Genomic DNA, 26,761 nt, shown 5'->3' with positions numbered 1-26,761 from the left:
ACAGCCGGTCATCCTCCGGAACATCCCCCTGGAGAAAGGTCCTAAAGCCAGCCGTTGGTGTCAGCGATCTTGACTGCCTCGGCGCGGTTGCGCGCTCCCGTCTTGCTGAGGGCCGAGGAGATGTAGTTGCGTACCGTCCCCTCCGACAGGTTGAGCATCTCCGCGATCTCGACGGCCGTGGCGCCACCCGCCGCGCTGCGGAGCACATCGGCCTCGCGGCTGGTGAGCGGGTTGGCGCCTTTGGAGGCGCTGGCCAGCGCGAGTTGCCGGTCGATGACACGGTGGCCGGCGTGCACGCGCCGGATGGCGGCGGCGAGTTCCTTGGCCCGGATGTCCTTCACGACGAAGCCGGACACCCCCGCCTCCAGCGCGCGGGCGAGGTACCCGGGCCGCCCGAAGGTGGTGAGGATGATGACGCGTACCTTCGAGCCCGCCGTCTCCTGGAGTTTCCTGGCCACCATCAGCCCGTCCTCCCCGGGCATCTCGATGTCGAGCAGGATGACGTCCGGGGCGCACCGGGCCACCTCGGCGAGTACGGCGTCGCCGCGGTCGGCCTGGCCGACCACTTCGATGTCGCTTTCGAAGTTCAGCAGCGCGGCCATCGCCTCCCTGACGAGGTGCTGGTCGTCCGCCAGCAGCACACGTATCACGCAGATCCCTCCACTGGCAGGACGGCCCGCAGGACGAATCCTCCGTCCGGTGCAGGCGAGTGGTACAAGGTGCCGCCCGCCGCCTGGAGTCGCTCCGCCAGGCCGCGCAGCCCTCGGCCTTCGGTGCTCTTGCCGGGCCCGCAGCCGTCGTCGCTCAGTTCCAGGAACGCCTGGTCCCTGTCGACCCCGTAGTGGAGGCGGCAGTGGGCGGCGCGGCTGTGCCGGACGATGTTGGTGGTGCCTTCGCGTACCACCCAGGCGAAGACGGACGACGCTTCCTGCGGGACGGTCCGTCCGGTCACCTCGAAGCGCATGCCGGCGGCGTGCAGTGCGCGGCGGGCGTTGTCGACCTCTTCCGACAGGCATAAGCCGCGGTATTCGGACACCGCGAGCCGAACCTCGGACAGGGCCTTTCTCGACAGCTCCTCCACGTCGGTCATCTCGGCTCTGGCCCGGTCGGGGTCGGTGTCGACGAGCCGGCCGGCGAGCTGGCTCTTCAGCGTCATCACCGAGAGGCTGTGACCGAGGATGTCGTGCAGGTCCCTGGCGAAGCGCAGGCGCTCGTTGTCGATGGCCAGGCGTTCGGCCCTGGCGCGTGCCCTGGCCAGGATCTGATTGGCGCGGCGCAGCTGCAGGTGGTTGTGCATGGCCAGCGCGAACAGCAGTGCCAGGGCGGGGATCCACCAGAACTCTGACAGCGACGCCTGGGTGGCGATGCCCAGGACGATGCCGGCGATCGTCAGGCCGACCCAGATGAACACCGCTCGGGTCGACAGGCTGGAGACCAGCGCGGTGATCACGAGGAACATGGAGGCGAAGAGCCAGAACGGGCCCAGCGGCGGGGTGAGGGCGGCGGCGACCAGCCACAGCAGGACGAGCGCGACCGGCTCACGGTTCTCGTGCGGCCGGTCGAGCGCCGTCCACATGACCTTGAGGTAGAGCCCCACGAAAGTGGCGAGTCCGAGGGCTATGAGGGCGACCAGCCAAGGTTCCGGGTCGCCCGCCAGCCAGCCGGGCAGAGGCCACAGAACGATCAGCGCGAAGACGCCGGTCCATAGTCGGCCAGACATGTCCGCATTGTCTCCCGGGTCCGCGCGCGAGGACACCTGTCAAATGTCACAAAGGCGCCTCTCCAGGAGGCTCACCACCGTACCGGGGTCGGGCTGGCGGGCGATCTCCGCACGAAGCCGGTCCGCCGCCGCGCGCCATTCGCCGTTCTCCAGCACGGAGCGGAGCCTGTCGGCGATCAGGTCGCGGAACTCCCCTTCTCCCTCGCCTCTGCGGATCAGAAAGGAGCCGGCGCCGGTGGCGGCCAGGCTTCTGGCGTTCACGAGCTGGTCGGTGATGAGCGGGAACAGGATCTGGGGAAGGCCGAGTCCGGCGGCCGTCAGCATCGTTCCCGCTCCTCCCTGGTGCAGGACCGCGTCGCAGGCCGTCATCAGGAGGTGGAACGGCACCGACTCGGCCACGATGGCTCCCGGCGGCAGGTCGGGCAGCAGGGACCGCTCACGCGGCGCGACCGCCACCACGACGTCCACATCCAGCCGCGCCGCCGCCGCGACCACGGTGGGCAGCCCGAAGGCGTGCTCCCCCATGAGCCGCACGGTCGAGGTGCCCCAGGATACGAGCACTCTCGGCCGGGCCCGCGGCTGGTGCACCCAGGCGGGTTCGAGTCCTGGGCCGTTGTACGGCACGTAACGGACGGGCTGATGCCCCGCCTCCTCGGGGGTCTGCATCGACGGCGGGCAGCTGTCGATCGTCCAGTCGCCGCGGCTGCCCATCTCGGGAAGTCCCAGGTGTTCGCTGAGCGGCCGCAGCGCTTCGCGCTCCCAGGCCGGCGGCGAGGTGACCGGGCCGAAGAGGAACCGCACCGCGGGGACGCCCAGGCGGGCCGCCACCAGCGGGCCGGCGAAGGTGAGCGGGTCATAGACGATCAGGTCGGGCCGCCTGCGGCCGGCGAAGCGGAGGAGATCGTCGGTCATCGACCGGGCCACGTCCACGAAGAGCCCGTAGGCGCGCCGTTCGACGGCTTCGCGGTCGTTCTCCGCCATCGTTTTCCATGCGGGGCCGGGCGGTCCGAGCCGGGTGGACACATCGGACAGGAAGCGCGCTCCCAGGTCCACGTCATCGCCGCAGGCGACGCCGAGGTGGCCCGAGCGTGCGATCTCAGGCATGAGAGCCGGTTGGCCGGCGATCACCACCTCGTGTCCCGCGGCCCGCATCGCCCAGGCGAGCGGGACCAAGGGGTAGTAGTGGGAGCTCCACGACCACACCGCGAAGATCACGCGCACGGCGCACCCCCTGTTCAGCCGGGCCTGTGGAGCACGAGGTTCTGGGACACGCTGGGGTAGTACGGGCCGACGTAGAGCTCGGGCAGCGCCTGTACGACGTGCGCGGGGTCGTACTCGGGGAAACCGTTCAGCTCCCTGGGATCGCCGTGCGACATCTCCAGCCCGACGTCCTTGGTCAGCTCGTACAGATCGATGTTGCGCTCGGCCTCGCCGCCGTCGAGCACCCCGAAGGGGCGCAGGTGCAGCAGGAGGTCGGAGGTCAGCAGGCAGAGCCCGCCCGGTGCGAGCAGGCCGGCGGCGTACGACAGCACGGCGCGCCCCGTGTCGCGGTCGAGGTGGTCGAGGGCGGACAGCAGGAAGACCCGCTCGAAGGAGCCCTCCGGCAGCTCGCCCGTCTCGCGCAGGTCGTTGATCAGCCGGACGTCCGTGCCGAACGCCTCGTTGAGCCGCGCGTGCGCCTCGACGGCCGGGCCGGTGACGGTGGGATCGACGTTGACCACATCGAGGCCCTCCATGGCGAGGACGAACTGCAGCCCGCCCAGCCCGGCCCCGCTGAGCATGGCGCGCATGCCGGGCCGAGGGGCGGCGGTGAAGTAGGCCCACGGGTACTGGAACGTCTTCAGGCCGCGCTCGGGCTGGAAGGCGAACGGCCCGTAGGCTTCGGCGTCCGGCGCGCGCAGCCGCTCTCGCAGCGAGACCAGCGCCGAGCGACCCCGGCCGTAGGGGGCGCCCCAGGTTCTGTTCCACTCCAGGTATTCCTGAGGTAGCGGGCTCCTGCCGATCATCGGCTGCCTCCCTCGGGTTTGGTCAGCACGAGCGCTTGTGACGCGCACGGATAGCGCGGTGAGATCAGCAGGTCGGGCACCAGGCTCACCACGTGAGAGACGTCGTATTGGGGGAAGCCGAGCAGCTCGCGCGGCTCACCTTGCACCAGTTCCAGCCCCAGATCACGGACGCATGCGTAGATGTCGAGGTTGGAGCCGTAGCTGTTGGCGGGCAGCACGCCGAACGGCCGTACGTCGAAGAAGAGGTCCACGGTGAGCAGCACGAGCCCGCCGGGTGCCAGCAGGGCGGCGGCGCTTTCGAGCACGGCCCTGGCCTCCGCCTGGTCGAGGTGCTCCAGCACCGACAGGCACAGCACGCGGTCGAAGGACTCGGGAGGCAACCCGGCGTCCTGCACCGTCTCGGGGATGAGCCGCACCTCGACGCCGAAGGCGTCGCCGATCCGCCGGTGGTTCTCCGGCGTCAGGCCCCACATCGCAGCCGACAGCGCGCCCCATTCCCCGTTCTTGGCCGAGGGGTCGACGTTGGTCACCGAGCAGCCCTGCATGGCCAGCACGAACTGCAGGCCGCTGAGCCCGGCGCCGATGTCGAGCACCCGCATGCCAGGCTCGGGCCGCAGGGCGTGGTAGGCCCAGGGGTACTCGAAGACCCGGGTGTCGCTGGTGAGCTGGAAGGCGAAGGGGCCGAAGGCGTCGGGGTCGATCTCGTCCAGGCGTCGCAGCCTGTCGGCCACCTCCCACTCCTGCGCGGCCGGCCGGCCGTAGGGCGCTCCCCAGCGGGCGTTCCACTCGGCGTACTCCGGCGGCAGCGGGCTTCTGCCGATCATGATGCCGTCCCCTCGCGCGCGAACCGCTCCAGGTCGGCCACGATGCCGGAGGGCGGGGGCTGCTCCAGCATCTGGGCGCGCAGCAGGTGTGCGGCCTCGCGGCAGGACGGGTCGTCCAGCACCTTGGCCGCGTGCGCGAGCACCGAGTCCCTGCTGGTCTCCTTGGGAACCAGGTACGTGCCGGCGCCGCTGCGCTCGACCGGGATGGCGTTGACCACCTGGTCGGGCGTCTGCACCACCATGAGCTGCGGCACGCCGTGCAGCGCCGAGTTGAGCGTGGTGCCCGCGCCGCCCTGATGGACTATGGCGTCACAGGTGGGCAGGAGGACGTCGAGCGGGACGGAGTCGGCCACCCGCACGCCGTCGGGCATCGAGTCGAACAGCTCGAGCTGGTCCGGGGTCACCGCCAGGACGACCTCGGTGCCCATCGACGCGACGGCGTCCACCACGAAGGGCAGGCGCATCGCGTGCTCCTGGCTGAACTTGGTGGTGGTCGTTCCCCAGATGACGCAGATGCGGCGCTTGTCCGGCTTTTCCAGGAGCCAGTCAGGGATGCGGGACAGGCCGTTGTAGGGGACGTAGCGGACGAGCCGGCGGGGGATGTCCGCGGGGTACTGCAACCCGGGCGGGCAGGGGTCTATCGTCAGCCGCCCCACGGTGTCCAGGTCGCTGACACCGTACTCGGCCAGGAGGGGCGCCATGGCCTCCGCTTCGAGGTGCCGGGTGTCGTAGGTGAAGTCCGGTCCGAACAGGTTCCGGGCGGAAGGCACCCCCAGGAGCCGGGCCACGAGCGGGCCCGCGTAGGTGAGGGGGTCGTGCACGATCAGGTCCGGGCGCCAGGTCTGGGCGAACGTCAGCAGGTCGCCGGCCATCAGCCTGGCGATCTCGGCGAATTGGGCGAAGGACTTCTGCACGCGCCGGCGCTTGGCGGCGTCCCAGTCGGCCGGGCCCGGCGGGTTCTGCTGCTCGACTCGCAGCGAGGCGAGCTCGCGGCGGTGGTAGCCGACGATGTCGAAGTCCGCGCCGGTGACCACGGCGGGCAAGCCGGCGCGCATGATGGTGTCCATCAGCGCCGGTTGGCTGGCGATGCGCACATCGTGACCCGCGGTGCGCAGCGCCCAGGCGATGGACACCATCGGGTAGAAGTGCGAGGGCCAAGCCCATGTGGTGAACAGCACGCGCATGCCGGGAACCCCCTTGTGGACTCAGGAATCGGAATCTGCGACGGCCAGGGCGAACAGGGGCTGGTCGAACTCGACTCGGGTGCCGTTGGCCACGAGGATCTCCACGATGCGTCCCGGACGGTCCGCCTGGACCTCGTTCATGATCTTCATCGCCTCGATGATCGCTACTTGCTGCCCCTTGCGGACCTCGTCGCCGGCCTGCACGAAGGGCTCGGCGCCAGGCTCTGGCGCCACGTAGAAGGTGCCGATCATGGGCGCCCGCAGGTAGTACAGGTCGGAGCGCTGTTCGTCGGTCTCGATCGCCGCTTCGGCGTCCGCGAGGCGCTCCTGCCATTCCAGCTCCAGGCTGGCGTCGGCGACTTGCAGCCGTACCCGCCTGATCGCTCCGCGCACACCGGCAAGCAGCCAGGCCATGTGGTGCACCAGCGCCTGAGCCGCATCCGCCGAGCCGGCCGGATCGTGGCGATCCGGCGTACGGGGCGGCGCGGGGTGATCCGGCGTCTGAACCGGTGTCTGATCCGGCATGGTCGTCCTCCGTGATGACCGGCCGTCATCGTCGTGGCGACGCTGTCAGGGCGGGCTCGTGCCGTGCTCGACATCCGCTGGTGCGCGGTGTGGCCCACTGCCTTTCGAGCCGGTCTGGATCGGCGTGGCGCACAGTCGGCGCGTCAGCTGTCAGCCGACCCGCGAGGAGAACATGAAGCAGGCAACGACCTCGGTCCTGATCGTGGGCGCCGGCCTGACCGGGCTGTCGGCGGCCGCCTTTCTCGGCTCGCACGGCGTGGACTGCCTTCTGGTGGAGCGCCATGCCGGTCCGCTCGCCCATCCGCGCGCCAGGGCGATCAACCCGCGTTCTGTCGAGCTGTATCGCGGGCTCGGGCTGGAGCCGGCGATCCGCGCGGCCCGATCGAGCGACGACGTGCCCGGCGCGCTGCTGATCAGATCGCGTACGCTGGCGGAACCGGCCGCGCACGAGACCGTCATGGTCCGGCGGGGATATGCCGAGGTGAGCCCGTGCTCATGGGCGCCGATCGACCAGGATCGGCTGGAGGCCATCGTCGCCGATCGCGCCCGGGCGCTCGGCGCACGCATCGTCTACGGCGCCGCGCTGCGCGCGTTCCGGCAGGAGGCCGGGTGGGTCACCGCGACGATCGACGGGCCGGGCGGCGCGTTCGATGTGCGGGCCCGCTACATGATCGCCGCCGACGGCGCCCGCAGCCCGATCAGGGACGCGCTCGGCATCCCCATGGAAGGGGCCGGCCGCCTGGGCGAGACCGTCACCTTCCTCTTCAAGGCCGACCTGGACGGCGCGCTGCGCGGTCGCCGCGTCGGCATCGCGCACCTCGACCTGCCCGAAACCGGCACCGTGCTGCTGCCGCACGACGGAAAGGGCTCCTGGGTCATGAGCATCCCGCACCGGCCTGGCGATGAGTTCACCGAGGAGCGATGCGTCGCCGCGGTGCGGGCCGGCGTCGGCGATCCGCGGCTGGAGGTGGAGATCATCGATCAGTTGCCGGACGGGACCAAGACGCTGATCTGGGAGATCGGCGCCCAGGTGGCCACCCGCTACCGGCAGGGGCGCGTCTTCCTGGCGGGGGACAGCGCGCACGTCGTCCCGCCCACGGGGGCGCTGGGCGCCAGCGTGGGCATCCAGGACGTGCACAACCTCGCCTGGCGTCTGGCCGCCGTGCTCGCCGGCCAGGCCGGTCCCGCGCTGCTCGACGCGTACGAGGCGGAGCGGGCGCCGGTCGCGCGGCTCACGCTGGAGCAGGCGATGTCGCAGATGCGGCAGCGGACCGGCCGGGCGGTGCCGGGGCTCGGCGAGGGCGCCCCTGTCGACTACGACGCGGTCGTGTTCGGCTATCGGTACGGCCCGCCCTCGGACGGGCCGCGTGCCTGGCCTCCGGGGGAGCTGCGTGCCCAGGTGGGCACCCGCGCTCCCCACCTGCCGCTGGAGCGGGGGGGACGCCGCCTGTCGGCCATCGATCTGTTCGGGCACGGCTTCGTCCTGCTGACAGCGTCCGATCGCTGGGCCGGGGCCGTACAGGTGAGCGGGGTGGACGTGCGGGTGCACCGGATGGAGGCGCCGCTTGAGTGCTTCTTCGAGCGGTACGGCGTATCGGGCGACGGCGCCGTGCTCGTACGTCCCGACGGATTCGTCGCCTGGCGGGCGGAAAGCGCGCCCGCCTCTCCTGACGGCGGTCTCGCCGAGGTGCTGGACCGCCTTCTCCACCGGAGCGAGGGGGGAACATGCGGGTCTTGATGACATCGTGGGCGGCGGCCTCGCACTTCCGGCCGCTGGTGCCGCTCGCGTGGGCGTTGCAGGCGGCAGGGCACGAGGTGCGCCTGGCCTGCCAGCCGTCGCTGGTGCCCGACGTCACCGCCGCCGGCCTGCACCCCGTCGTGACCGGCGACGACATCGACGTGAGCGGCTACTGGCGGGGAGCCGCCGTGGCCCCGGGGGACCGTTCCCGCCAGGAGGATCACGAGCGGGACAGGACGCTGCGCGCGCTGCGGATGTTCACCGGCGTGGCCGCCGAGATCAGCGGCGAGGTCGTGGACTTCGCCCGGGACTGGGGCTGCGACCTGGTCGTGTACGAGCCGCGCGCGTACGCGGGCCTCATCGCCGCCGAACTGCTCGGCATCCCGGCCGTCCGGCATATCTTCGGCGTCGACTTCACCTATTGGCGGCATGAGCGGGAACGGGAGCCGCTGTCGGCGCTGTGGGCCCGTTTCGGGCTGGGCGGCGTCGACCCGCACGGGACGCTCACCGTCGATCCGTTCCCGCCGAGCCTGCAGATCGAGCGCCCGTTGCGCACGCGGACGATCCGCCCCGTCTCCTACAACGGACGCGAGATCGTCCCGGACTGGCCCGCCGGCGGGCGCCCGCGGGTCTGCGTCACCTGGGGCACGACGTTCGCCAGATCCGCGGGGCACCTGCGGCCGCTGATGACCGTGCTCGACGGCCTGCGCGACCTGCCGGTGACCGTGGTGGCGGCCGTGTCGGCCGAGCAGAGCTCCCTGCTCGGCGCGGTGCCGGCCAACGTGCGAATCGTCCGGTCGATGCCGCTCAGCCTCCTGCTGCCGGTCTGCGACGCCATCGTGCACCAGGGCGGCCCCGGCACCGCGCTGGCCGCCGTCAACAGCGGGATACCGCAGCTCCTCATCCCCTCGATCGGCGATCAGCCGCTGTGCGCCGGCCAGGTGGCCGCCGCCGGCGCCGGACGGGTCATCCCCTTCGACGCGCTCACCGCGGAACGCGTGCGGAAGGAGACGGCGGAGCTGCTCGGCTGCGCGCGCCACGCGGAGGCGGCGGAGCTGCTGCGCCGGGAGGCGCAGGCACAGCCGGCTCCCGCGGCGCTTGTGGACGCGCTGCGGGAGCTGGCCGGGTGCTGAGGCCGGCGCGGGGTTCGGTGGCGTCGTGGACGCGCTGCGGGAGCCGGCCGGGCGCTGAGCCGGCGCGGGGTTCGGCGGCGCCGGCCTCAGCGCAAGGTGATCACCCTGTGCATGCCGAGCGCGGCGGAGTCGATGCCCGTCTCCGGTTCGCGCAGCCAGGAGAAGATGCCGTACCTGCCGGGCGGCAGGCCGGGCTTCAGCACGAGCTCCTTGCCCGGGGAGAGCGCGAGCATGCCGCCGACGGAGTCGTAGAACGGGCGCGGCGGCAGAGGACGCCCTTCGAGCTCGGCGTCGAAGTATTCCTGGATGTCCCGGTCGGTGGCCCCGGGCGCGAGTTCGAGGAACACCGCCTCCTGCGGCTGGTCGGTGTCGTTGCGTACGAGCAGGCGGCCGTTCGCGGGCGCGGACACGGGCGCGAGCATGATGTTCCTGTCGTGGAGGCGTTTCATGGACACCACGCCGTCGATCTTGGGCATCCGGGCGGGCGCGACCTCGCCCGTCACCTCGAGCCAGCCGAACGGCGAGGGGGCCGCCGCCGGTGCGGCCGCCGCCCGCTGCGCTCCCCACACGGCTTGGGAGCCGAAATAGTAAATGCCGGGCGTCATATTCTGGGTGAGTTCCACGGTGTCGCCGGGATGAATTTTCGCGCCGCCCGAGTAATCGACGTTCTCATACAGCGCGCGCACCGCGGGAAGCGCGATGGCCGGATCCGGTGAGGCGCTCTGCGCCATCCATTCGACGAATTGCTGGAGCGTGGCGCCGTTGCGCAGTTTGTAGATCGTCCACCAGTATCCTGGCGCGCCCTCCGCGGTCACCCGGAACGTCAGCGGGCCGCCGGCCCGGGGGTTCGGGCCGGGCACGGTGAAGCCCTCCGGGGTGATGTGGACGTCCAGGACCGGCGGCAGTGGCCGCCCTTGCGCGGCGGCGGGTGCGCCTCCCGCGATGGGGACGAGGAACAGCACGAGCGCCGCGAGCACGGCGCTCAGGGGCTTGATTCGCATGGGGTGCTCCCATCTCGCGAGACGAGCAGGTGAATCTCGTAGTGGCCGCCGGGGCGCGAGCGGTCCTGGTAGCGGCGCAGCGGCGAGGGGTGATGGGCGTGCCGCAGGGCCCGTTCCCAGCCGGTGAAGGCGTCGCGGTCGGCCCAGTCCATGACCAGCACGTGGAGTTCGCGGTCGCCGGGCGAACGCAGCAGCTCGTGGCGGAGCAGCCCGTCGGTGCCGGCGAGCAGTTCCGCCGCCCGCCGGTAGGCCTCGGCGAGCTCCCCGCTCTCGGGTGTGCGGTGGTAGACCAGGACGCGCACGCCGGGCGCTGCGGCGTTCACAGCAGCACGCCCACCATGGAGACGCCGGCGACCAGCGCCGTGACGGCCAGGCAGGTGCGCACCATGTTCCAGGAGCGCCATCTGGCCCGCGGGTCCACGCTGTGCCAGTCCGCCGGCAGGTCCGCGGGGTCCAGGGCGGCGATCCACCGGTTGATGGGGACGTTCTTGGTCAGCGACACGGTGATGACCCCCGCGTACAGCAGCGCTCCGGTCACCGCCAGGGCGCGCACGAGGTCACCGGGTGCCAGCACGGCGATGGTGGCGTCGGCGAGCAGCGCGACGAGCAGGCAGATGGGCATGAAGGGGTCGAAGCGCGTGACCAGGAACTTGTGGACGTTCACGTACTGGTGGACGGGGAGCGCGACGAGCATCGGCGCACCGCCCAGAGCCGAGAGGCACAGCGCGCCGGCGGCCAGACCGCCGGCCAGCAGCGAGATGGGCAAAATCACGCTCAACACGGTTTCACCGCCATTCCGGAAAACGCACTCGACTTAATTTGACAGCCACAACTCGAGGACCGCTCGAAAGACGCTGCGAATTGTTTTCCGTGACGTCGACTTCGGTGTCGGACATTGATAGGTTCCGCGGTATGCGTGAATTTCGTGCCGCGCTCGTCACCGGGGCTTCCGGGAATCTTGGTCAGGCGTTCAGCCACGAGCTCGCCGCCCGAGGCTGCGATCTGATACTCGTCACGAGGCGGGAGGAGCGGCTGGCCGCGCTCGCCGGCACGCTCCGCGCCGCCCATGGTGTACGCGTGGAGGTGGTCGCGGCGGACCTCGCGGACGACCACGGCCTGCGCACGGTCGAGGAGCTGCTGTCCGAGCGCCCCATCGACCTGCTGGTCAACAACGCGGGCAGGTTCGACGGCGTCGCTCCCCTGGCCCACCAGCGGGCGGCGGACGAGGAGCAGGTCATCGCCGTGAACGTGACCGCCACCATGCGGCTGACCAGGGCCGCGGTGGCGGGCATGGTGCGCAGGCGGCGCGGCGGCGTGCTCAACGTGTCCTCGGCGAGCGCCTTCGAGCCCGCGCCCGGCGGGGCGACGTACGCCGCGGGGAAGGCGTTCCTGATCTCCTTCAGTCAGAGCGTGCACGGCGAGGTCAAATGGCTCGGCGTCGCCGTGACCGCGCTGTGTCCCGGTGCCGTGGGCTCGGGGATGGGGAAGGGCTCGCGCCGGTTCGGGCGGGTCATGGAACCCGCCCAGGTGGTGCGCGCCGGCCTCAGGGCCTTGGCGCAGGGCAAGGCGCTGTGCGTGCCGGGCCTGGACTACCGGATCCGGGCTTCGGTCGCGCGCATGGCGCCCGGGTGGGCGCGGCGCATGCGCTACCGGAGCTGGGGACGGCGGGCCGCGGCCGCGCTGGCGGCGGAGCAGCCCGCCGCGCGGAAGTCCTGAGCCGGGTTCACCAGGCGGCCGCCGCTGGGTCGTCCCCGGCGCGTCGCGAGCGGGCGACGCGGCGGCCGCCCGGGGACGCGGGCGTGCACAGCGGGCAGGCGGTCAGGCGGCCAAGCGGACGATCTCGTCGACCACGGTGGACAGCGGTGGCTGCGCGGCCACGTCCGCGGCGAGCGCGGCGGCGGCGTCGCGATAGGACGAGCCCTTGTCGAAGAGCCGGCGGACGCAGTCGCGCACCGCGTCGGGCGACGCCTCGTCCGAGCGGAGGAGCATGCCGGCTCCCGTGGCCGCGAGGTGGCGGGAGTTGATCATCTGGTCCGGAAGCTGGGGCAGGTGGAGCTGGGCCACCCCGTACTTCGCCGCGGTGAGCGTCGTCCCTCCCCCGCCTTGGTGCACGACGAGGTCGCAGGTCGGCAGCAGCGCGTCGAGGGGCACGGATTCGATCACCCGCACCGTGTCCGGCAGCTCGGGCAGCAGGCTGCGCTGCCGCGCCGTGATCGCGAGGACGACCTCCGCGTCCGCCTCCGCGCCGACCGAGGCGACCGCCCCCGTCACGTCCCCGGGCAGGAACGATTCCCGGCCGGTGAGCCGGTCGGTGGAGGTTCCCCAGGTGAGGCAGATGCGCGGGCGCGACGGCTGTTCGTGCATGCGCGGCGGTACCTCGCTCAGCCCGCTGAAGGGCACGTACCTGAAGCGGCAGCGGTTCAACGGCGCGTCGTTCTGCAGGGCGGGCGGGCACGGATCCACGGTGAGGTCGCCGACCGTGTTCGGCTCGCGGGTGCCGAGCGCCGCCATGAGAGGGTCGAGCACCCCCTCGCCCTCGGGGCGGAACCAGTAGCCGATGTCCGGGCCGAACAGGTTGCGTACGGCGGGCACGCCCAGCTCCTGCGCGGCCAGCGGCGCCGCCCAGGTCATCGGGTCGTAGACCACGGCATCGGGCCGCCATGCCCGCGCGAACTCCAGCAGGTCGGCGGCCATCGCCTCCATGATCTCGACGTACAGCGCCAGCGCGGTGAGGTGCCGCTCCCTGTCGCGGGCGGCGCGTTCCCCGGCGGTCAGCCCGTCGTCGGCGCCGTAGTCCATCATCGGGTGGACCTTGGTCCGGTACAGGCCGGCCGCGTCGACGTCGCGGCCGACGCTCACCGCGGGCAGCCCGGTCGCGCGGATGGTCGCGGCGAGCTCCGGCTGGCTGGCCACCCGCACGTCGTGACCTTCGGCCCGGCAGGCCCAGGCCAGCGGCACCATGGGGTAGAAGTGCGTGGACCACGCCCAGGTGGCGAACAGAACGCGCATGCCCATCATCCCTTCGCGAGAGTTTCGAGGATCGAGACGACCTGGCCGGGTGTGGGCTGTGACTCGAGGTCCCGGCGCAACGTGTCCGCGGTGGCGGCGAAGGACTCCTCTTCCAGCAGCCTCCTGGTCATGTCCCGGATCTCGCCCTTCAGTTCCCGAGGTCCCGCGCCGCGCGGGATCAGCATCAGCCCCGATCCGGCCTGCGCCACCTGGGAGGCCAGGATCACCTGGTCGGGCGATTGGCCGACGATGAGCTGGGGCACGCCGCACGCCGTCGCGGTCAGGGTGGTGCCGCTGCCGCCATGCTGCACGACGGCGTCGCAGCCGGGCAGGAGCATGTGCAGCGGGACCTGCTCGGCCACCCGTACCCCTTCGGGGAGCTCGCCGAGCAGTTCGCGCTGGTCGTGCGTGATCGCAGCGATCACCTCCACGCCCAGCTCGGCCACGGCGGCCACGGCGTGCGGCAGCAGGAAGACCTTCGCGCCGCCGAGATAGACCATCGAGGTGCCCCAGGTCACGAGCACGCGCCGGGTGCGCGGCGGCTCGGTCAGCCAGCGGGGCATCTCACCGGGGCCGTTGTAGGGGACGTATCGCATCGGCTGGCGGTCGTAGGACACGCTGACCTGCATGCCGAGCGGGCCGGGATCGACGGTCAGATCCCCCAGCGTCTTCAGGTCGGTCAGGCCGTACCGCGCGAGCATTCCGCCGATGACCTTGCCTTGAAGCGCGTCGGCGCTGTAGGTGATGTCCGGCCCCCACAGGTGCCTGATCTTCGGCACTCCGAGCACCGTCGCCGCGATGGGCGCGGCGACCATGGTCGGCTCGTAGACGATGAGGTCGGGCCGCCACGACGTGGCGAAGGCCACCAGGTCGTCGAGCATCACGTCGGAGATGCGGGCGAAGATGTCCAGCATCCTCATGGTCCGCTCGGCGACCTCCTCCTGCGAGATCGCGCTCCAGTCCACCTCGTACAGCGTCTCCGCCTCCGCGCGGAAGAGCGGCACGAACGCGAAGTCGGAGCCGAGGATCACGGCGGGCAGCCCGGCCTCGGCGATGGCCGGGCCCAGCGCCGGCCCGCTGGCGACCCGCACCTCGTGGCCGGCCGCGCGGAAGGCCCAGGCCAGGGGGACCATGGCGTGGAAGTGCGTGGGCCAGGGAACGGTTACGAACAACACGCGCATCGGGTTTGCCACCAATCGTGGGTTCTCCCGGCGATCGGTTCCTCACCCGCGCATGGGCTGGGCGGCGAACGCTTTCACGCCGGTCTCGAAATCGGTTCGCGGGCTCCAGCCGAGCTCACGCTTGATCCGCTCGGGCGTCGCCACGATGTGCCGGGCATCGCCGAGCCGGTACTCGCCCGTGATGACGGGGGCGGGAGTCCCCGCGGCGGCGCTCAGCGCGGCGGCCAGGTCGATGATGGGGCGCGGCTCGCCGGTGGCGACGTTGTAGACCCGCATGCCCCGCCTGTCGTGATGGAGCGCGGCCAGGTTGGCCGCCGCCACGTCCTCGACGTGCACGAAGTCGCGCCGCGGCCCGCCGTCCTCGAAGACGCGCGGCGCCTGTCCCTTCTCGATCGCCGACCTGAACGTCGAGGCCACGCCGGAGTACGCCGACTCCAGTGGCATCCCCGGGCCGTAGACGTTGTGGTAGCGCAGGGACACCGCGATCCCGCCCACCTCTCTGGCCCAGGCCGAGACGAGATGCTCTTGGGCCAGCTTGGTGGCGGCGTAGACGTTGCGCGGGTCGGGCGCCGTGTCCTCGTCGGAGGGGATGAGCTCGATGGTCCCGCCGCAGCGGGGACACGGGGGCTCGAAGCGGCCGGCGTCGAGGTCGGCGACGCTGCGCGGCCCCGGCGTGACCGTGCCGTCACGCGGGCAGCGGTAGCGGTTCTCCCCGTAGACGACCACGGAGCTGGCGTGGACGAGCCTGCGTACGCCCGCCCGCGCCATGGCGGCCAGCAGGACCGCGGTCGCCAGATCGTTGCACCCCGCGTACTCGGGCGCCTCGAGGATCTCCTTGCCCCGCCCGACCAGCGCGGCCTGATGGCAGACCACGTCCACATCGCGCAGGGCGGCCGCCGCCACCTCGGGGTCGCGCAGATCACCGTGGATGAACTCGTCGCAGGCGGGCCTCGGCGGAGGCACGCGGTGGACGTTGGGCAGCAGCCCGTCCACCACCCGTACGTCGTGCCCGTCGGCGTGCAGGGCCGCGAGGACGTGGGTGCCGATGAACCCGGCTCCGCCCGTCAGCAGAACGCGCATGGATGACCTTCCTCATGTCGGGGGAGGGCGGCTAGCCCAGGTAGCGGGGCCAGATCTCCAGGGCGCGCCACTGGCGGGCGTCATGGCCGAAGATCACCTGGGCCCGCTCGGCCTCGGCCAGCTTCATCAGCTTGGCCGTGGAGTCGCGGGTCGCCCGCTCGTCCAGATCGAAGGGGTAGATGGGCCTGGTGGCCGCGGCGCCGGCGGCCTGTTCGGGGATCGCGTCGGCGGCCAGCAGCACCGGCCCGGAGCCGGGCAGCCGTACCAGCACCGACTGGTGCCCTGTGACGTGGCCGCTCGACTCCACGACCGTGACGCCGGGCACGACCTCCGTGTCGCCGTCGAGCAGCCGGTAGCGCAGGCCCGGACTGTCCCAGCTCGGCCGGCACAGCCGCAGCCTGGGCACGTCCCCCGCGCGGGCCGCTTCGTCGTGGTCGCGCTGCACCAGGAACTCGGCGCAGTCGAACACGTCGTGATTGCCCGCGTGGTCGGGGTCGAAGTGCGTGCAGATGACGTAGTCGATGTCGTGGGGCCGCAGTCCCAGCAGGCGCAGGACGCTCACCACGTCCTGGCCGGGCTCGGCCCTGGTCGGCCGGCCGTCCTCGCCGGCCCACTGGCGGGGCGGGCCGGTGTCGACCAGGATGTCCGCACCGTCGTCCGTCCTGATCAGGTAGACGGGGACCGGCGCGCCCGTGGCGGCGACCTCGGCGACCGGCAGAAGGTAGAGGCGCACGCCCGTCATCCGGCGACGCGGCAGGCGAAGCTGACGAAGTAGCGGTCCTCACGGAGGTGCAGCACCTCGTCGAAGACGCTGTCCAGCAGCGGCGGGATCTCGCGGGCCGGCAGGAGCCTCGTGCGGTAGGAGGCGCTGCGCACCCGGCCGCCGGACACCTTGATCGCCAGCGCGCCGCCCAGGAACAGCGCGGAGCGTCCGAGGTGCAGCAGCGCGCCATAGCGCTGCCGCTGGAACTCGTGGAAGTTGTCCAGCGTCCACAGGTTGCCGATGAAGGTGCCGCCGGGGCGGACGAACGACTTCATCCGGGTCATGACCTGTCCGGGGTCGCCCAGGTGGTGGATGGCGTCGACGCACATCACCGTCTCCGCCGTGCCCAGGTCGTGCTCGCCCCAGAAGTCGCCGTGCACCAGGCGCAGCCCGGGGTGCTTGACCCGGGCGGCGGTCCTTTGCAGGCCCTGCTCGGAGATGTCGAGCGCGACGATCTCCTCCGCGGCGGTCAGTCCGGCGGCCATGCCGGTGAACTCACCGGTGCCGCAGGCGAACTCGATCACGCGGCTGGTGTGCGCGGCGTATTTCTCGATGACCGCCGCCAGGTCGGCCTTCTGCGCGCGGTAGTGGTCGCCGAGTACCGGATCCCGCTCGGCCAGGTCGCGATCCCAGAAGCGGGCCGCCCAGTACTTTCTGCCGTCTGGCGGCTGGTCGCCGAGGAGCCGGTGGCCTGACCGGGTCAGCATCTTCGCGAGCATGACACCTCATCTCATCGGGTGGTGATGTCGGCAGGGGAAGTCTCGGCAGCGGCGCTCGTGACCCGTTCGAGACTCGATGACACGAAGTAGACGTCGGTGGCGTCGCCGGCGTCGGCGCTCGTCATGACGGGCGCGAGGGTGAAGCCCGAGCGCGTGTGGGCGAGCGGGATGTACGAGCCGACGTACGGTCCGCCGAACCAGTGGGGCGCGCGGTTGATGTCGAACGGACCGGCGAGATGGCGTTCCCGCCAGGCGGCCCCCGGAGCGGAGCACCGCTTGCCCTTGCAGGTGGCCAGCCAGATGTCCGTCGTGGCCTCAGGGTCGGCGGCGTTGCCGCGGAAGTCGTGGTAGCTGACGCCCACGGTGCCGTCGCCGGCCACCTCCACTTGCGGGAGGAACGCCTGCCCGGCGCCGAAGGCGGGCGAGTCGGGCGTGAGGTTGATCTTCCTGGGGGCGCTCCAGGTGCGGCCGCCGTCGGCGGAGTACGACAGGGCGATGGCGCTGAGGCTGGTCGACAGGGTGGCGTCGGCCCATACCGCGTACAGGCCGCCGCTGCGCTGGTCCACGGCGATGTCCGCCACGGTGCCCGGGGCGATCAGGGGAACCCAGGGGGTGTCGGGGAGCAGCGGCTGGGCGGCGGTGTAGCCGGCGATGGTCACCGGGTCCGACCAGGTCGCCCCGCGATCGTCGGAGCGTATGGCCCGGACCTGTTCGGGGATGTCGGGCGGCCAGGGGGCGCCGCCGATCGGGTGGTCGTTCTCCACGAACACCACGGCGAGCCCGCCGTCGGGAAGCACCGCGAGCTGGCTGCCGATGGTGCCCGCTCCCTGAGTCGCCGGCCGGTAGATGGATCTGGCCGGCGACCAGGTCCTGCCGCCGTCGCCGCTCTGGGCGAACATCAGGTCGTGGACGTCCTGCTCCCGGTCGCGCCGGTTCCACACCATGTACAGCCGGCGCGGGGCGCGCGGATCGCTGGTGATGGTCTGCTTGTCGGCGAAGAAGCGCGGCATCGGGTCGCCGGCGAGCTCGATGGGGGCGCTCCAGGTGAGCCCCCCGTCGGCTGATCTGCCGGCGGCGATGATGGTGCGGTCGCCGCCGAAGACGGTCACGCTGGCGTGCAGGGTGCCGTCGGCGGCGAAGTGGATCCAGGGATTGGTGACCCTGCCCTCGCCGCCGGAACACGCGGAGACCCCGGGCAGGACCCTCGTCGACCAGGTGGCGCCGCCGTTCTTGGTGGAGGCGACGACGATGCCCCGTGAGCTGCCCGTGGCCCACAGGTCCTGCCGCCAGGCGACCGCCATGACGCGCGGGTTCTTCGGATGGACCGCGATGGTCGGTTCCGACTCGGTGCCGGGGGTGTAGGTCTCTCCTGGCGTGTCGTCGGCGGTGCAATCCGCGAAGGGGTCGGCTCCGGACAGACGTGCGGGCTGGTCTGCGGAGGCGGCCTGGGCGGGAACGTGGGGGACGGCCAGCGCCAGGCTCAGCGTCAGGAGGCCGGCGATGGCGGTTCGGTTGTTACGCACACCAGCAGCCTGGGTGCGGTTACTTGAAGTGTGCTCGAAGGCCGCTCCTCACGGCCGCCCTCACCCGCTAGGACCGGCGGGCCACCGCCATGCCGAACAGGGCCGCGCAGACGAGCACGGCGGCACCGCGCCCGAGCCCGTCGAACGCGGTGCTCAGCACGCTCTCCTCGAGATTCCACAGCGCGAGCGTCCGCCGGACGATGAACACCGTCACCGCGGTGCCGAGCGCCGGCCACAGCGCGAAGGCCCAGGGGTGCCGCCGCGCCCACGCCTGCTCGTCGGCCGTTCCCGGCACGCTGCCCGCCATGCCGGGCTTGGCGGCCAGGGCGGTCATGGCGCCGATGAGGAAGAAGGCCACCAGGCCGAGTGAGGCGGGGCTGGCGATGGTGATGGCCTTGATGTCACCGCCGGACGCCGCCAGCGCGAACCAGGCGCCTCCTACCAGGAGGCCGGTCACCGTCGCGGCCTTCCACGGCCAGATCTTGAACGCGACCGCGGCGCCCGGCCACGGTCCGCGTGCACGCGGGCTCATAAGGGCTCCCCTGCCGGGGCCGGTACGGCTGAGCGAGAACTGATCACGGCTTGAGTGTATGCGCGAAGGCCGTTCAGGTCCTCGAGTGAGCCGCGATAGCCGATGAATCCGTCGGGGCGTACGAGGTAGACGGAGGGCTCGGCGGCCCCCAGCGTCCGGTGAGCCGTGCCGTCGGGGTCGAGCAGGTCGTCAGGGCCGGGCGCGGCGCCGTCGTGGCCGTGGACCACGCGCACGCGTACGCCGCGCTCCCCCGCAGCGATCGAGCGGGCGGCGGCGACGCCGGCCGCGAGCGTCCGGGACGGCCGCGGGCCCGTCACGATCAGCAACGTCCAGGCTTGACCCGTGGACATGCTGCGGAGCAGGGTCGTGGGGGTCCCCGCAGCCGTGGTGACGGGGCATTCGGCCAGGTGCTCGCCGGCCGTGACGCCCTCGCCGCCGATCGCGTCGCGATGCAGCGCTCCCGCCGCGTACCTGATCGGTTGTTCGGTTTTGACGTCGTGGCGGCTCCGGCGTATCCGCTCACGGTGCGTGGCTCCGGGATCGGCCGCCGTGCCGTAGGCGAGGATGCGCGCGGCGGACTCGGCCGCCTTCTCGGCCACGGCGCGCCGCTCGGCGGAGTAGGTGTCGAGCAGCCAGGGCCCCGACTCCCCGCGCAGCACGCTCGCGAGCTTCCAGGCCAGGTTGGCGGCGTCCTGGATGCCGATGTTCAGGCCGTGGACCGGCATGGGCACCGCCGAGGCGGCCTCGCCCAGGAGGAAGCAGCGCCCGGAGCCGAACCGCTCGGCGATGCAGTGGCGGGGAATGAACCACCAGCCCGCGCCGAGGTCTTCGACGCCGTCGTGCAGGCCCGCCAGGTCCCGTACCCGGTCGCTCAGATCCCGCCAGGTCGGCGGAGGCGCCGTGACAGGGGACGCACCGGCGATCGAGACGAACAACCGGTGCCGCCCGCCGGGCAGCGGTACGAGACCGACGCTGGCGCCGGCGCCGAGGAAGATGTGCTCGGTGGCGTCGTCGAAGCCCGGCCTCGCGGGCAGCCGTACGTCCACGTGGGCCACGGCGGCGGGTGGCAGCGGCGTGGCACGCCGGCGGGCCTGCGAGCCGGCCGGCCCCTGCGCGCCTCCCGTGGCGAACACGGCGTAAGCGGCCGGGATCTCCTCCTGACGGTCTTCGCGGCGTACCGTGAGTCGCACTTCCCGGTCGCCGGGTGACGCGCCGGTCACCTCGGCGCCGCGCTCAACGGTCACGCCCCGCGCCGCCAAGGCCTCGGTCAGCGCCTGCTCAAGGATCCGCTGCGGCACCGACAGCGGCAGCGGCCACAGGCTGTACGGGTCGGCCAGGCCGTGGGAGAAGGACTCCCGCCCCAGGTGGAACGTCTTGCGTTCCAGGATCACGCCCTTGGCCACGAGATCGGTCACGGGCAGGCCGGCGGCCTCCAGCGACTCGAGGGTCCGCGGCCACAGCACGTGGCATCCGGTGCCGATGTTCCTCTCCGGCTCCCGGTCCACCACGCGGCAGTCCGCCCCCTGCCTGGTCAGGGCCAGCGCCATGGTCAGGCCCACGGGACCGGCTCCGACGACGATCGTCGGCGGCTTGTCGTTCGTCATGCCGGGCGACGCTAGGCGAAGCCCGTCCAGAAACGGTGGAGCGGCCCTTGAGCGGTCCTCAAGCTCGCCGGGACAGCATCGGCCGCATGGTCGCCGAGAACTCAACACCCGTCCTCATCGTGGGCGGCGGGATGGCGGGCCTGTCGCTGGCCGCCTTCCTGTCGTGGCACGGTGTGCGTACGACGCTGGTCGAGCGCCAGACGACGCTCAGCCCGCATCCGCGAGCCCGCGGACTGAACCCGCGCACCATGGAGCTGCTGCGCGGGCTGGGCCTGGAGGAGCGGATACGGTCGTCCGAGTCCGGCCGCGTGCTGGCTCGCAACAAGGGCGTCATCGCGGTCGAGAGCCTGGCCGGGCGGGAGCTCGGCGCGCTGCGCCAGTACTTCATGGACCACGTCACCGACCTGGGCGAGCTCAGCCCCACCGGATGGTGCATGTGCCACCAGCACGAGCTGGAGCCGATGCTGCATGAGCGCGCGACCGCCCTGGGCGCCGACATCCGCCTGGGCACGGAGCTGGTAGGCCTGGAGACGGGTCCCGCCGGGGTCACGGCCACCGTGCGCGAGGCCGCCTCGGGGCGGGAGTACCGGATCGAGGCTCGTTATCTGGCCGCCGCCGACGGCCCTGGCAGCGGGATCCGTTCCATGCTCGGCATCGGTGTCCACGGCGAGGGGACGCTCGGGAGCTTCGTGAACATCGCCTTCGAGGCCGATCTGAGCGAGCAGCTCGGCGCGCGGCGGTTCATCCTCTGCTACGTGACGGGCGGGCCCGCCCGGTGCGCGCTCCTTCCCGTCAACAACCGGGACAAGTGGATGCTGCACGTCGCCACCGGCCAGGAGGACGAGAGCGCCTTCACGCCGGAGCGTTGCATCGAGCTGGTGCGCACCGCGGCCGGTGTGCCCGGCCTCGACGTGCGCATCACCTCCGTGCTCCCGTGGCGGCCGGCCGCGCAGGTCGCCGACAGGTTCGGCGCCGGACCCGTCTTCCTGGTGGGCGACGCGGCGCACGTCATGCCTCCCACGGGGGCCTTCGGCGCCAACACCGGCGTGCAGGACGCGCACAACCTGGCGTGGAAGCTCGCCGCGGTGCTCCGCGGCGAGGCCGGCGCGGGGCTGCTGGACACCTACGACCTGGAGCGGCGTCCTGTGGCGGAGCTGACGGTCGAGCAGGCCGTCCTGCGGCACCGCGATCGCCCCCGCCTGATGGACGAGCGGCCGTCGGAGCCCGATCCGGCGATCCGCGGCGACGAAGAGCTGATCTTCGGCTACCGGTATCCCGCCGGCTCCGGCCTGGCGGGGGCCCGCGCCCCGCACGTTCCCCTCGTCCTCGACGGCGTCACGCGCTCCACGCTCGACCTGTACGGCCGTCACCCCGTCCTGGTCACCGGCCCGGCCGGTGAGCCATGGCGGGCCGCCGCGGCCGAGGCCGCCGACCGGCTCGGCGTGCGTCTCGACGTCCATGTCATCACTGCGGCCACCGCGCCCGTGGACGCCTGGTGCGAGCGCCATGGCGTCGGCCCGTCCGGCGCCGTGCTGGTCAGGCCCGACGGCTTCGTCGCCTGGTGCGCCGGTAGCCTGCCGGCGATGCCTGAGCGCGAGCTCGGCGACGCTCTGGCACGGCTGTTCGTCCGCGTCCCGGCCGCCGTGCAAGGAGCCCGATGATGACGCTGCGCACGCTCCTCGGCCGTCGCGGCTGGTTCACCACGCTCTTCATGACCGACATGTGGGAGCGCTTCAGCTTCTACGGGATGCAGGCGATCCTCGTGCTGTACGCCGTCGCCCCGCCGGAGCGGGGCGGCCTCGGGCTGCCCATGGCGACGGCTGCGGCGCTGTTCGGCGTCTACTTCGGCGGCATGTTCGTGCTCGCCCTGCCGGGCGGCTGGGTGGGCGACAGGCTGCTCGGCGAGCGGCGCGCCATCTTGTGGGGCGGCGTGGTCATCACGGCCGGGCACCTGGTCATGGCCCTGCCCACGACGGCGCTCACCGCTGCGGGGCTGGTGCTGATCGCGGCGGGCACGGGGCTGCTCAAGCCGAATCTGACCTCGCTGCTGAGCCGCTTCTACCGCAAGGACCAGGCCGTCCAGCGCGAGGCGGCCATCTCCGTCTTCTACATGAGCATCCAGGTCAGCGCCCTCGCCGCGCCGCTGGTCACGGGCTTCCTCGGCGAGACGATCGATTGGCATCTCGGCTTCGGCGCGGCCGCCGTGGGGATGGCCTTCGGCGTCGTTCGGTTCGCCAGGGGCCGCCGGTACTTCGGCGAGATCGGCGCCGAGCCCGTGCGGCCGGCCACCTTCGACGAGCGGCGGCGGGCGTTCAGGGCGGCCGCTCTCGTCCTGATCCCGGTGGCGGTGCTGCTGACCGCGGATGTGGCGGCGGGCGCGTTCACGCCCGAGCACGTGATCATCCCGCTCGGGTTGGTGATCGTGCTCGCGGCCCCGGTGGCCTTCGCGCGGCTGTATCGCAGTCCGGACTTCGACCGGGGCGACCGGCGGCGGCTGGGCGCCATCCTCTGGCTCTTCCTGCCGGCGGCGCTGTTCTGGATGCTGGTCGGCCAGTCGGGCTCGCTGCTGAACATCTTCGCCGAGCGCCACACCGACCGTTCGCTCTTCGGCTTCGTCTTCCCCGCGAGCTGGCTGCAGTCGGCGACCCCGCTGTTCGTGCTCGTGGTCGCCCCCGTGTTCGCGCTGGTGTGGCTGCACATGGGCACCCGCTTCGGTGTCCGCGGCAAGTTCGTGCTCGGCATGTTCTGCACCGGAGCCAGCTTCGTGCTGATGGCGGCAGCCGCCGCTGCCGCCGGTCAGGGCGCGGTCTCGCCGCTGTGGCTGCTGTCGGTCTTCTTCCTGCACGCCTGCGGGGAGCTCGCCATCGGACCGGTGGGGATCAGCACGGCATCCGACGCCGCACCGCCCGCCTACCGGGGCCAGCTGATCGGTCTGTGGTGGTTGTTCAGCGCCATGGGCATGGGGCTGGGCAGCCAGGCGGCGCGGCTGTCCGAGGTCTTGCCCGCACCCGTCTACTACGCCGGGTCGGGTCTGATCGCGCTGGCCGTCGCGGGCGTGCTCGCCGCCTTCGGCGGCCGGATCACCCGCACGTTCGGTTACGCCGCCGCCGAGCCGGCGGTGCCTCACGCACTCGTGGAAGGTAGCAGGCCATGAAGGCTCTCATCCTCGCCGGAGGTTCCGGCACCAGGCTGCGGCCGTTCAGCCACACCATGGCCAAGCAGCTCGTCCCCGTGGCCAACCGGCCGGTGCTCCGGCACGTGCTGGACGCGGTCAGGCAGGCGGGGATCACCAAGGTCGGCATCATCGTCGGGACCCGCGGCGACGAGATCAGGAACGCCATCGGCGACGGCTCCGCCCAAGGGCTCGACATCACCTTCATCCCCCAGGCCGTCCCGCTCGGCCTGGCGCACTGCGTCATGATCGCCAAGGACTTCCTCGGCGATGAGAGCTTCCTGATGTACCTCGGTGACAACATCATCCGTGAGCCGCTGTCCGGCTTCGTGGACGCCTTCCGCGACAGCGGGGCCGACGCGCAGATCCTGCTGTCGCAGGTGCCCGACCCGCGGCAGTACGGTGTCGCCGAGGTGGACGCCCGTGGCCGGATCACCGCGCTGGTGGAGAAGCCGAGCGAGCCGCGCAGCGATCTGGCGGTGGTCGGCCTCTACCTGTTCGGGCCCGCGATCCACACCGCCGTCAGGTCCATCGCGCCCAGCGCGCGCGGCGAGCTGGAGATCACCGATGCCGTCCAGTGGCTGCTCGACTCCGGCCACACCGTCCTGTCCCACCGGTTGCGCGGCTACTGGAAGGACACCGGCAGGGTGGAGGACGTCCTGGAGTGCAACCGGGTGTTCCTGGAAGACCTCGAGCCGGCCGTGCTGGGCAAGGTGGACGACCAGTCGGAGACCGTCGGCCGCGTGCTGGTCGAGGAGGGCGCGGTGGTGCATGCCTCCCGGCTGGTCGGCCCGCTGATCGTGGGAGCGGGCAGCACGGTGACGAGAAGCCTCGTGGGCCCGTACACCTCCATCGGCTCCGACTGCCGCGTCGAGGACGCCTCGATCGGCTACTCGATCCTCATGGAGCGCGTGACGGTGGACGGCGTCAGGAACCTGCACGGCTCGCTGATCGGCCGCGACAGCGTGATCACGCCGCCGTCGCCCGCCTGCGGGACCAATCAGGTGGTCATAGGCGATCACAGCCGGCTGCAGATCTGCCAGCACTGAAGGAGGCACCGGCTTCATGGCGACCAGTCGTACCCGCCCGTTTCCCGGCCTCCTCGCCCTGCTCGGCCGTCTCGTGACGGGGTTGCGCGGCGCGGGGGCCGTCTGGTGGGCCGTTCCGCCGGTACCAGACCGGGAGGAGCGATCACGGTGAGCGGCGAGGACACCTTCAAGACGATTCTGATCGCCAACCGCGGCGAGATCGGGCTCAGGATCGCCCGTACGTGCCGCGAAATGGGGATCCGCACCATCGCCGTGCACTCCTCCGCCGACCGTGACGGCCCGCTGACCCGGTTCGCGGACGAGGCGGTGCACATCGGCCCGTCGCCGGCCAAGGCCAGCTATCTCAACATCCCGGCCCTCATCGAGGCGGCGCTGCAGGCCGGCGCCGAGGCCATTCACCCCGGCTACGGTTTCCTGTCGGAGGATCCGGACTTCGCCGAGATCTGCGCGGCCCACGGCATCGTCTTCATCGGGCCGCCGCCTGACGTGATGGCCCGGCTAGGCGACAAGGCGGCGGCCCGGCGGATCATGGCGGAGGCGGGGCTGCCGGTCCTTCCCGGCGGTGAGGGCACCGCCGACACCGCGACGGAGGCCAAGGCCCTGGCCGACCGGATCGGATATCCCGTGATCATCAAGGCGGCGGCCGGCGGCGGCGGTCGCGGAATGCGGGTGGTCAGGCGTCCCCAGGCGCTGCTTCGCGCCTACAGCGAGGCCAGGGCGCACGCCCACGTCGCTTTCGGCGATTCGCGGGTCTACGTCGAGAAGTTCGTCGAGCGTGCCCGGCACGTCGAGGTTCAGGTGGTGCGCGATCGGTCCGGCGACGCCGTGCACTTGGGTACCAGGGACTGCACGGTGCAGCGGAAGAACCAGAAGCTGATCGAGGAGACGCCTGCGCCGCGCCTGCCGGAGGAGTCCCGCGAGCGCATGGCGGAGCTGGCTGTGCGGGGCGCGCACGCGGTCGGGTACGAGGGTGCGGGCACGTTCGAGTTCATCGTGGAGGACGACGGCGCCTTCCACTTCATGGAGATCAACTGCCGGCTGCAGGTCGAGCACCCCGTGACCGAGATGGTGACGGGCGTCGACCTCGTGCGCGAGCAGATCAGGGTGGCGGCGGGGCTGCCGCTGTCGTTGCGGCAGGACGAGGTCGCGATCCGGGGGACGTCCATCGAGTGCCGGATCAACGCCGAGGATCCCTATGACGGCTTCCGCCCGGCGCCGGGACGGATCGAGGAGTTCGTCATGCCGGGAGGACCGTTCACCCGGATCGATTCCTACGGCGCTCCGGGGATGACGGTGGCCGCCGACTACGACTCGCTGCTCGCCAAGGTCATCGTGTGGGCGCCGGACCGCGGGCAGGCCATCGAGCGTATGAAGCGCGCGCTCACCGAGGTCCGCGCCGTGGGGCCGGCGATGCGCACGACGGCGCCTTTTCTGCTGGAGGTATTGGCCGACCCGGGCTTCGCGGCGGCCGCGCACACCACGTCGCTGGTCGGCCGGATGCTCGAGTCCTATCCGGGTGAGGAGGCCCCTTGCTGATCGAACCCTTGACCGTGGTGGCGCTGCTCGGCAGCGGCACCACCACCGGCGTGCTGTTCGGCGTCGCCGTCAGCGTGGTCCCCGCGCTGCGGGACATGACGCCCGACCGGTATGTGGAGGCGCACCAGCTGCTGGGACGCAACTGGGATCCGTTGATGCCGATCATCGTGCTCGGCACGACGGGCGTGGACGTGCTGCTGTCGTTCCTCGCCGACGGCGCGGTGGCGAGGTTGTCGTTCGGGTGCGCGGCGGCGCTGCTGTTCGCCTCCTCGATGGTGTCCCATCTGCTGAACGTGCCGATCAACCGGAAGGTCAAGGCTCTGGACCCGGCCGCGGGGCTGCCGCCGGGGTGGCAGGATCCGAGGCCCGCGTGGAGCAGGTGGCACCGCCTGCGGACGGCGCTGGCCGCGGCGGCTTTCGCGGTCACCGCGCTGGCCGCCGTCGTGTGAGGCACCCGTACAG

The 26,761-nt window shown here is 71.9% G+C and carries 26 protein-coding genes; 8 read left to right on the top strand and 18 right to left on the bottom strand.

All coding sequences use genetic code 11. The features are described from left to right. Nucleotides 1–41 precede the first annotated feature (41 nt). The 7 genes from AB0K67_RS36975 to AB0K67_RS36945 are packed head-to-tail and all read right to left on the bottom strand — an operon-like array spanning nucleotide 42 to nucleotide 6,259. Nucleotides 42–650, bottom strand: coding sequence for a response regulator transcription factor (locus AB0K67_RS36975; RefSeq protein ID WP_364069449.1), 609 nt, complete (start codon nucleotides 648–650; stop codon nucleotides 42–44). Beyond that, a complete protein-coding gene (locus AB0K67_RS36970; protein ID WP_364069447.1) occupies nucleotides 647–1,720 on the bottom strand; it encodes a sensor histidine kinase in 1,074 nt (357 codons plus the stop codon). The genes AB0K67_RS36975 and AB0K67_RS36970 overlap by 4 nt, the downstream gene beginning before the upstream one ends. 39 nt (nucleotides 1,721–1,759) lie before the next feature. Continuing rightward, nucleotides 1,760–2,941: a nucleotide disphospho-sugar-binding domain-containing protein gene (locus AB0K67_RS36965; protein ID WP_364069445.1), complete on the bottom strand. Its 1,182-nt coding sequence runs from the start codon at nucleotides 2,939–2,941 to the stop codon at nucleotides 1,760–1,762. A gap of 14 nt (nucleotides 2,942–2,955) precedes the next feature. Next, nucleotides 2,956–3,726: a class I SAM-dependent methyltransferase gene (locus AB0K67_RS36960; RefSeq protein ID WP_364069443.1), complete on the bottom strand. Its 771-nt coding sequence runs from the start codon at nucleotides 3,724–3,726 to the stop codon at nucleotides 2,956–2,958. Further along, nucleotides 3,723–4,550 (bottom strand): methyltransferase domain-containing protein, encoded by an 828-nt coding sequence (locus AB0K67_RS36955; RefSeq protein WP_364069441.1) that lies wholly within the window; start codon nucleotides 4,548–4,550, stop codon nucleotides 3,723–3,725. The genes AB0K67_RS36960 and AB0K67_RS36955 overlap by 4 nt, the downstream gene beginning before the upstream one ends. Further along, nucleotides 4,547–5,734: a nucleotide disphospho-sugar-binding domain-containing protein gene (locus tag AB0K67_RS36950; protein ID WP_364069439.1), complete on the bottom strand. Its 1,188-nt coding sequence runs from the start codon at nucleotides 5,732–5,734 to the stop codon at nucleotides 4,547–4,549. Before AB0K67_RS36950 ends, AB0K67_RS36955 begins: the two co-directional genes overlap by 4 nt. 21 nt (nucleotides 5,735–5,755) lie before the next feature. Continuing rightward, nucleotides 5,756–6,259, bottom strand: coding sequence for a biotin/lipoyl-containing protein (locus tag AB0K67_RS36945; protein WP_364069437.1), 504 nt, complete (start codon nucleotides 6,257–6,259; stop codon nucleotides 5,756–5,758). 172 nt (nucleotides 6,260–6,431) lie between these two features. Here AB0K67_RS36945 and AB0K67_RS36940 point away from each other — a divergent pair, with 172 nt between their 5' ends. Together AB0K67_RS36940 and AB0K67_RS36935 are read left to right on the top strand one after the other, a co-directional pair. Continuing rightward, on the top strand, nucleotides 6,432–7,997 hold the full coding sequence (locus AB0K67_RS36940) for an FAD-dependent monooxygenase (protein ID WP_364069435.1): 1,566 nt from the start codon (nucleotides 6,432–6,434) through the stop codon (nucleotides 7,995–7,997). Further along, nucleotides 7,997–9,130, top strand: a complete 1,134-nt coding sequence (locus tag AB0K67_RS36935) for a nucleotide disphospho-sugar-binding domain-containing protein (protein ID WP_364069498.1) — start codon at nucleotides 7,997–7,999, stop codon at nucleotides 9,128–9,130. Before AB0K67_RS36940 ends, AB0K67_RS36935 begins: the two co-directional genes overlap by 1 nt. Before the next feature lie 86 nt (nucleotides 9,131–9,216). Here the strand turns inward: AB0K67_RS36935 and AB0K67_RS36930 are convergent, their stop codons facing one another. From AB0K67_RS36930 to AB0K67_RS36920, 3 genes are read right to left on the bottom strand one after another with little or no spacing between them, the layout of a single operon-like run. Beyond that, nucleotides 9,217–10,131 carry a hypothetical protein gene (locus AB0K67_RS36930; protein ID WP_364069433.1) on the bottom strand — a complete coding sequence of 305 codons (915 nt, stop codon included), beginning with the start codon at nucleotides 10,129–10,131 and terminating at the stop codon, nucleotides 9,217–9,219. After that, a complete protein-coding gene (locus AB0K67_RS36925) occupies nucleotides 10,113–10,454 on the bottom strand; it encodes an antibiotic biosynthesis monooxygenase family protein (protein WP_364069431.1) in 342 nt (113 codons plus the stop codon). The genes AB0K67_RS36930 and AB0K67_RS36925 overlap by 19 nt, the downstream gene beginning before the upstream one ends. After that, nucleotides 10,451–10,903: a DUF1772 domain-containing protein gene (locus tag AB0K67_RS36920; RefSeq protein ID WP_364069429.1), complete on the bottom strand. Its 453-nt coding sequence runs from the start codon at nucleotides 10,901–10,903 to the stop codon at nucleotides 10,451–10,453. Before AB0K67_RS36920 ends, AB0K67_RS36925 begins: the two co-directional genes overlap by 4 nt. A 140-nt stretch (nucleotides 10,904–11,043) precedes the next feature. On the opposite strand from AB0K67_RS36920, the gene AB0K67_RS36915 reads away from it, so the two are divergent. Beyond that, a complete protein-coding gene (locus AB0K67_RS36915; protein ID WP_364069427.1) occupies nucleotides 11,044–11,847 on the top strand; it encodes an SDR family NAD(P)-dependent oxidoreductase in 804 nt (267 codons plus the stop codon). 102 nt (nucleotides 11,848–11,949) lie between these two features. Here the strand turns inward: AB0K67_RS36915 and AB0K67_RS36910 are convergent, their stop codons facing one another. The 8 genes from AB0K67_RS36910 to AB0K67_RS36875 form a co-directional block, all read right to left on the bottom strand. Continuing rightward, entirely contained in the window at nucleotides 11,950–13,140 is a 1,191-nt protein-coding gene (locus AB0K67_RS36910; protein ID WP_364069425.1) for a nucleotide disphospho-sugar-binding domain-containing protein, read from the bottom strand. A gap of 5 nt (nucleotides 13,141–13,145) precedes the next feature. Continuing rightward, nucleotides 13,146–14,315, bottom strand: a complete 1,170-nt coding sequence (locus tag AB0K67_RS36905) for a nucleotide disphospho-sugar-binding domain-containing protein (RefSeq protein ID WP_364069423.1) — start codon at nucleotides 14,313–14,315, stop codon at nucleotides 13,146–13,148. A 48-nt stretch (nucleotides 14,316–14,363) separates the two neighbouring features. Then, a complete protein-coding gene (locus tag AB0K67_RS36900; protein WP_364069421.1) occupies nucleotides 14,364–15,401 on the bottom strand; it encodes an NAD-dependent epimerase/dehydratase family protein in 1,038 nt (345 codons plus the stop codon). A 31-nt stretch (nucleotides 15,402–15,432) separates the two neighbouring features. Beyond that, nucleotides 15,433–16,134, bottom strand: coding sequence for an N-acyl homoserine lactonase family protein (locus tag AB0K67_RS36895; protein ID WP_364069419.1), 702 nt, complete (start codon nucleotides 16,132–16,134; stop codon nucleotides 15,433–15,435). Between the two features lie 5 nt (nucleotides 16,135–16,139). Next, a complete protein-coding gene (locus AB0K67_RS36890) occupies nucleotides 16,140–16,883 on the bottom strand; it encodes a class I SAM-dependent methyltransferase (protein ID WP_364069417.1) in 744 nt (247 codons plus the stop codon). 11 nt (nucleotides 16,884–16,894) lie between these two features. Beyond that, nucleotides 16,895–18,406: a sialidase family protein gene (locus AB0K67_RS36885; protein ID WP_364069415.1), complete on the bottom strand. Its 1,512-nt coding sequence runs from the start codon at nucleotides 18,404–18,406 to the stop codon at nucleotides 16,895–16,897. 67 nt (nucleotides 18,407–18,473) lie between these two features. Continuing rightward, nucleotides 18,474–18,938, bottom strand: coding sequence for a hypothetical protein (locus tag AB0K67_RS36880; RefSeq protein ID WP_364069413.1), 465 nt, complete (start codon nucleotides 18,936–18,938; stop codon nucleotides 18,474–18,476). After that, complete coding sequence (locus tag AB0K67_RS36875) at nucleotides 18,935–20,542, bottom strand: FAD-dependent monooxygenase (RefSeq protein WP_364069411.1); 1,608 nt, start codon at nucleotides 20,540–20,542, stop codon at nucleotides 18,935–18,937. Before AB0K67_RS36875 ends, AB0K67_RS36880 begins: the two co-directional genes overlap by 4 nt. An 86-nt stretch (nucleotides 20,543–20,628) precedes the next feature. On the opposite strand from AB0K67_RS36875, the gene AB0K67_RS36870 reads away from it, so the two are divergent. The 5 genes from AB0K67_RS36870 to AB0K67_RS36850 all read left to right on the top strand — a co-directional run bounded on the left by AB0K67_RS36870 (nucleotide 20,629) and on the right by AB0K67_RS36850 (nucleotide 26,748). Beyond that, nucleotides 20,629–22,203 (top strand): FAD-dependent monooxygenase, encoded by a 1,575-nt coding sequence (locus tag AB0K67_RS36870; RefSeq protein ID WP_364069409.1) that lies wholly within the window; start codon nucleotides 20,629–20,631, stop codon nucleotides 22,201–22,203. Continuing rightward, the gene (locus tag AB0K67_RS36865) at nucleotides 22,200–23,696 is read left to right on the top strand and encodes a peptide MFS transporter (RefSeq protein WP_364069407.1); all 1,497 of its coding nucleotides are present in this window, start codon (nucleotides 22,200–22,202) and stop codon (nucleotides 23,694–23,696) included. Before AB0K67_RS36870 ends, AB0K67_RS36865 begins: the two co-directional genes overlap by 4 nt. Beyond that, nucleotides 23,693–24,763: a glucose-1-phosphate thymidylyltransferase gene (locus tag AB0K67_RS36860; RefSeq protein ID WP_364069405.1), complete on the top strand. Its 1,071-nt coding sequence runs from the start codon at nucleotides 23,693–23,695 to the stop codon at nucleotides 24,761–24,763. Before AB0K67_RS36865 ends, AB0K67_RS36860 begins: the two co-directional genes overlap by 4 nt. A 147-nt stretch (nucleotides 24,764–24,910) precedes the next feature. Next, nucleotides 24,911–26,299: an acetyl-CoA carboxylase biotin carboxylase subunit gene (locus tag AB0K67_RS36855; protein ID WP_364069403.1), complete on the top strand. Its 1,389-nt coding sequence runs from the start codon at nucleotides 24,911–24,913 to the stop codon at nucleotides 26,297–26,299. Continuing rightward, a complete protein-coding gene (locus AB0K67_RS36850) occupies nucleotides 26,293–26,748 on the top strand; it encodes a DUF1772 domain-containing protein (RefSeq protein WP_364069401.1) in 456 nt (151 codons plus the stop codon). Before AB0K67_RS36855 ends, AB0K67_RS36850 begins: the two co-directional genes overlap by 7 nt. Nucleotides 26,749–26,761: the final 13 nt, after the last annotated feature.

The organism is Nonomuraea sp. NPDC052634 (assembly GCF_040678535.1).
Taxonomy (GTDB): Bacteria; Actinomycetota; Actinomycetes; order Streptosporangiales; family Streptosporangiaceae; genus Nonomuraea; species Nonomuraea fastidiosa.
This window is presented reverse-complemented; position numbering and strand designations above follow the sequence as displayed.

What these genes read in the sequence shown, in the direction of transcription:
- AB0K67_RS36865 (WP_364069407.1), top strand. Translation starts at nt 22,200, where the DNA reads ATGATGACGCTGCGCACGCTCCTCGGCCGTCGCGGCTGGTTCACCACG.
- AB0K67_RS36890 (WP_364069417.1), bottom strand. Translation starts at nt 16,883, where the DNA reads ATGCTCGCGAAGATGCTGACCCGGTCAGGCCACCGGCTCCTCGGCGAC.
- AB0K67_RS36915 (WP_364069427.1), top strand. Translation starts at nt 11,044, where the DNA reads ATGCGTGAATTTCGTGCCGCGCTCGTCACCGGGGCTTCCGGGAATCTT.
- AB0K67_RS36880 (WP_364069413.1), bottom strand. Translation starts at nt 18,938, where the DNA reads ATGAGCCCGCGTGCACGCGGACCGTGGCCGGGCGCCGCGGTCGCGTTC.
- AB0K67_RS36970 (WP_364069447.1), bottom strand. Translation starts at nt 1,720, where the DNA reads ATGTCTGGCCGACTATGGACCGGCGTCTTCGCGCTGATCGTTCTGTGG.
- AB0K67_RS36940 (WP_364069435.1), top strand. Translation starts at nt 6,432, where the DNA reads ATGAAGCAGGCAACGACCTCGGTCCTGATCGTGGGCGCCGGCCTGACC.
- AB0K67_RS36935 (WP_364069498.1), top strand. Translation starts at nt 7,997, where the DNA reads ATGACATCGTGGGCGGCGGCCTCGCACTTCCGGCCGCTGGTGCCGCTC.
- AB0K67_RS36950 (WP_364069439.1), bottom strand. Translation starts at nt 5,734, where the DNA reads ATGCGCGTGCTGTTCACCACATGGGCTTGGCCCTCGCACTTCTACCCG.
- AB0K67_RS36875 (WP_364069411.1), bottom strand. Translation starts at nt 20,542, where the DNA reads ATGACGAACGACAAGCCGCCGACGATCGTCGTCGGAGCCGGTCCCGTG.
- AB0K67_RS36910 (WP_364069425.1), bottom strand. Translation starts at nt 13,140, where the DNA reads ATGCGCGTTCTGTTCGCCACCTGGGCGTGGTCCACGCACTTCTACCCC.
- AB0K67_RS36945 (WP_364069437.1), bottom strand. Translation starts at nt 6,259, where the DNA reads ATGCCGGATCAGACACCGGTTCAGACGCCGGATCACCCCGCGCCGCCC.
- AB0K67_RS36900 (WP_364069421.1), bottom strand. Translation starts at nt 15,401, where the DNA reads ATGCGCGTTCTGCTGACGGGCGGAGCCGGGTTCATCGGCACCCACGTC.
- AB0K67_RS36955 (WP_364069441.1), bottom strand. Translation starts at nt 4,550, where the DNA reads ATGATCGGCAGAAGCCCGCTGCCGCCGGAGTACGCCGAGTGGAACGCC.
- AB0K67_RS36860 (WP_364069405.1), top strand. Translation starts at nt 23,693, where the DNA reads ATGAAGGCTCTCATCCTCGCCGGAGGTTCCGGCACCAGGCTGCGGCCG.
- AB0K67_RS36960 (WP_364069443.1), bottom strand. Translation starts at nt 3,726, where the DNA reads ATGATCGGCAGGAGCCCGCTACCTCAGGAATACCTGGAGTGGAACAGA.
- AB0K67_RS36870 (WP_364069409.1), top strand. Translation starts at nt 20,629, where the DNA reads ATGGTCGCCGAGAACTCAACACCCGTCCTCATCGTGGGCGGCGGGATG.
- AB0K67_RS36930 (WP_364069433.1), bottom strand. Translation starts at nt 10,131, where the DNA reads ATGCGAATCAAGCCCCTGAGCGCCGTGCTCGCGGCGCTCGTGCTGTTC.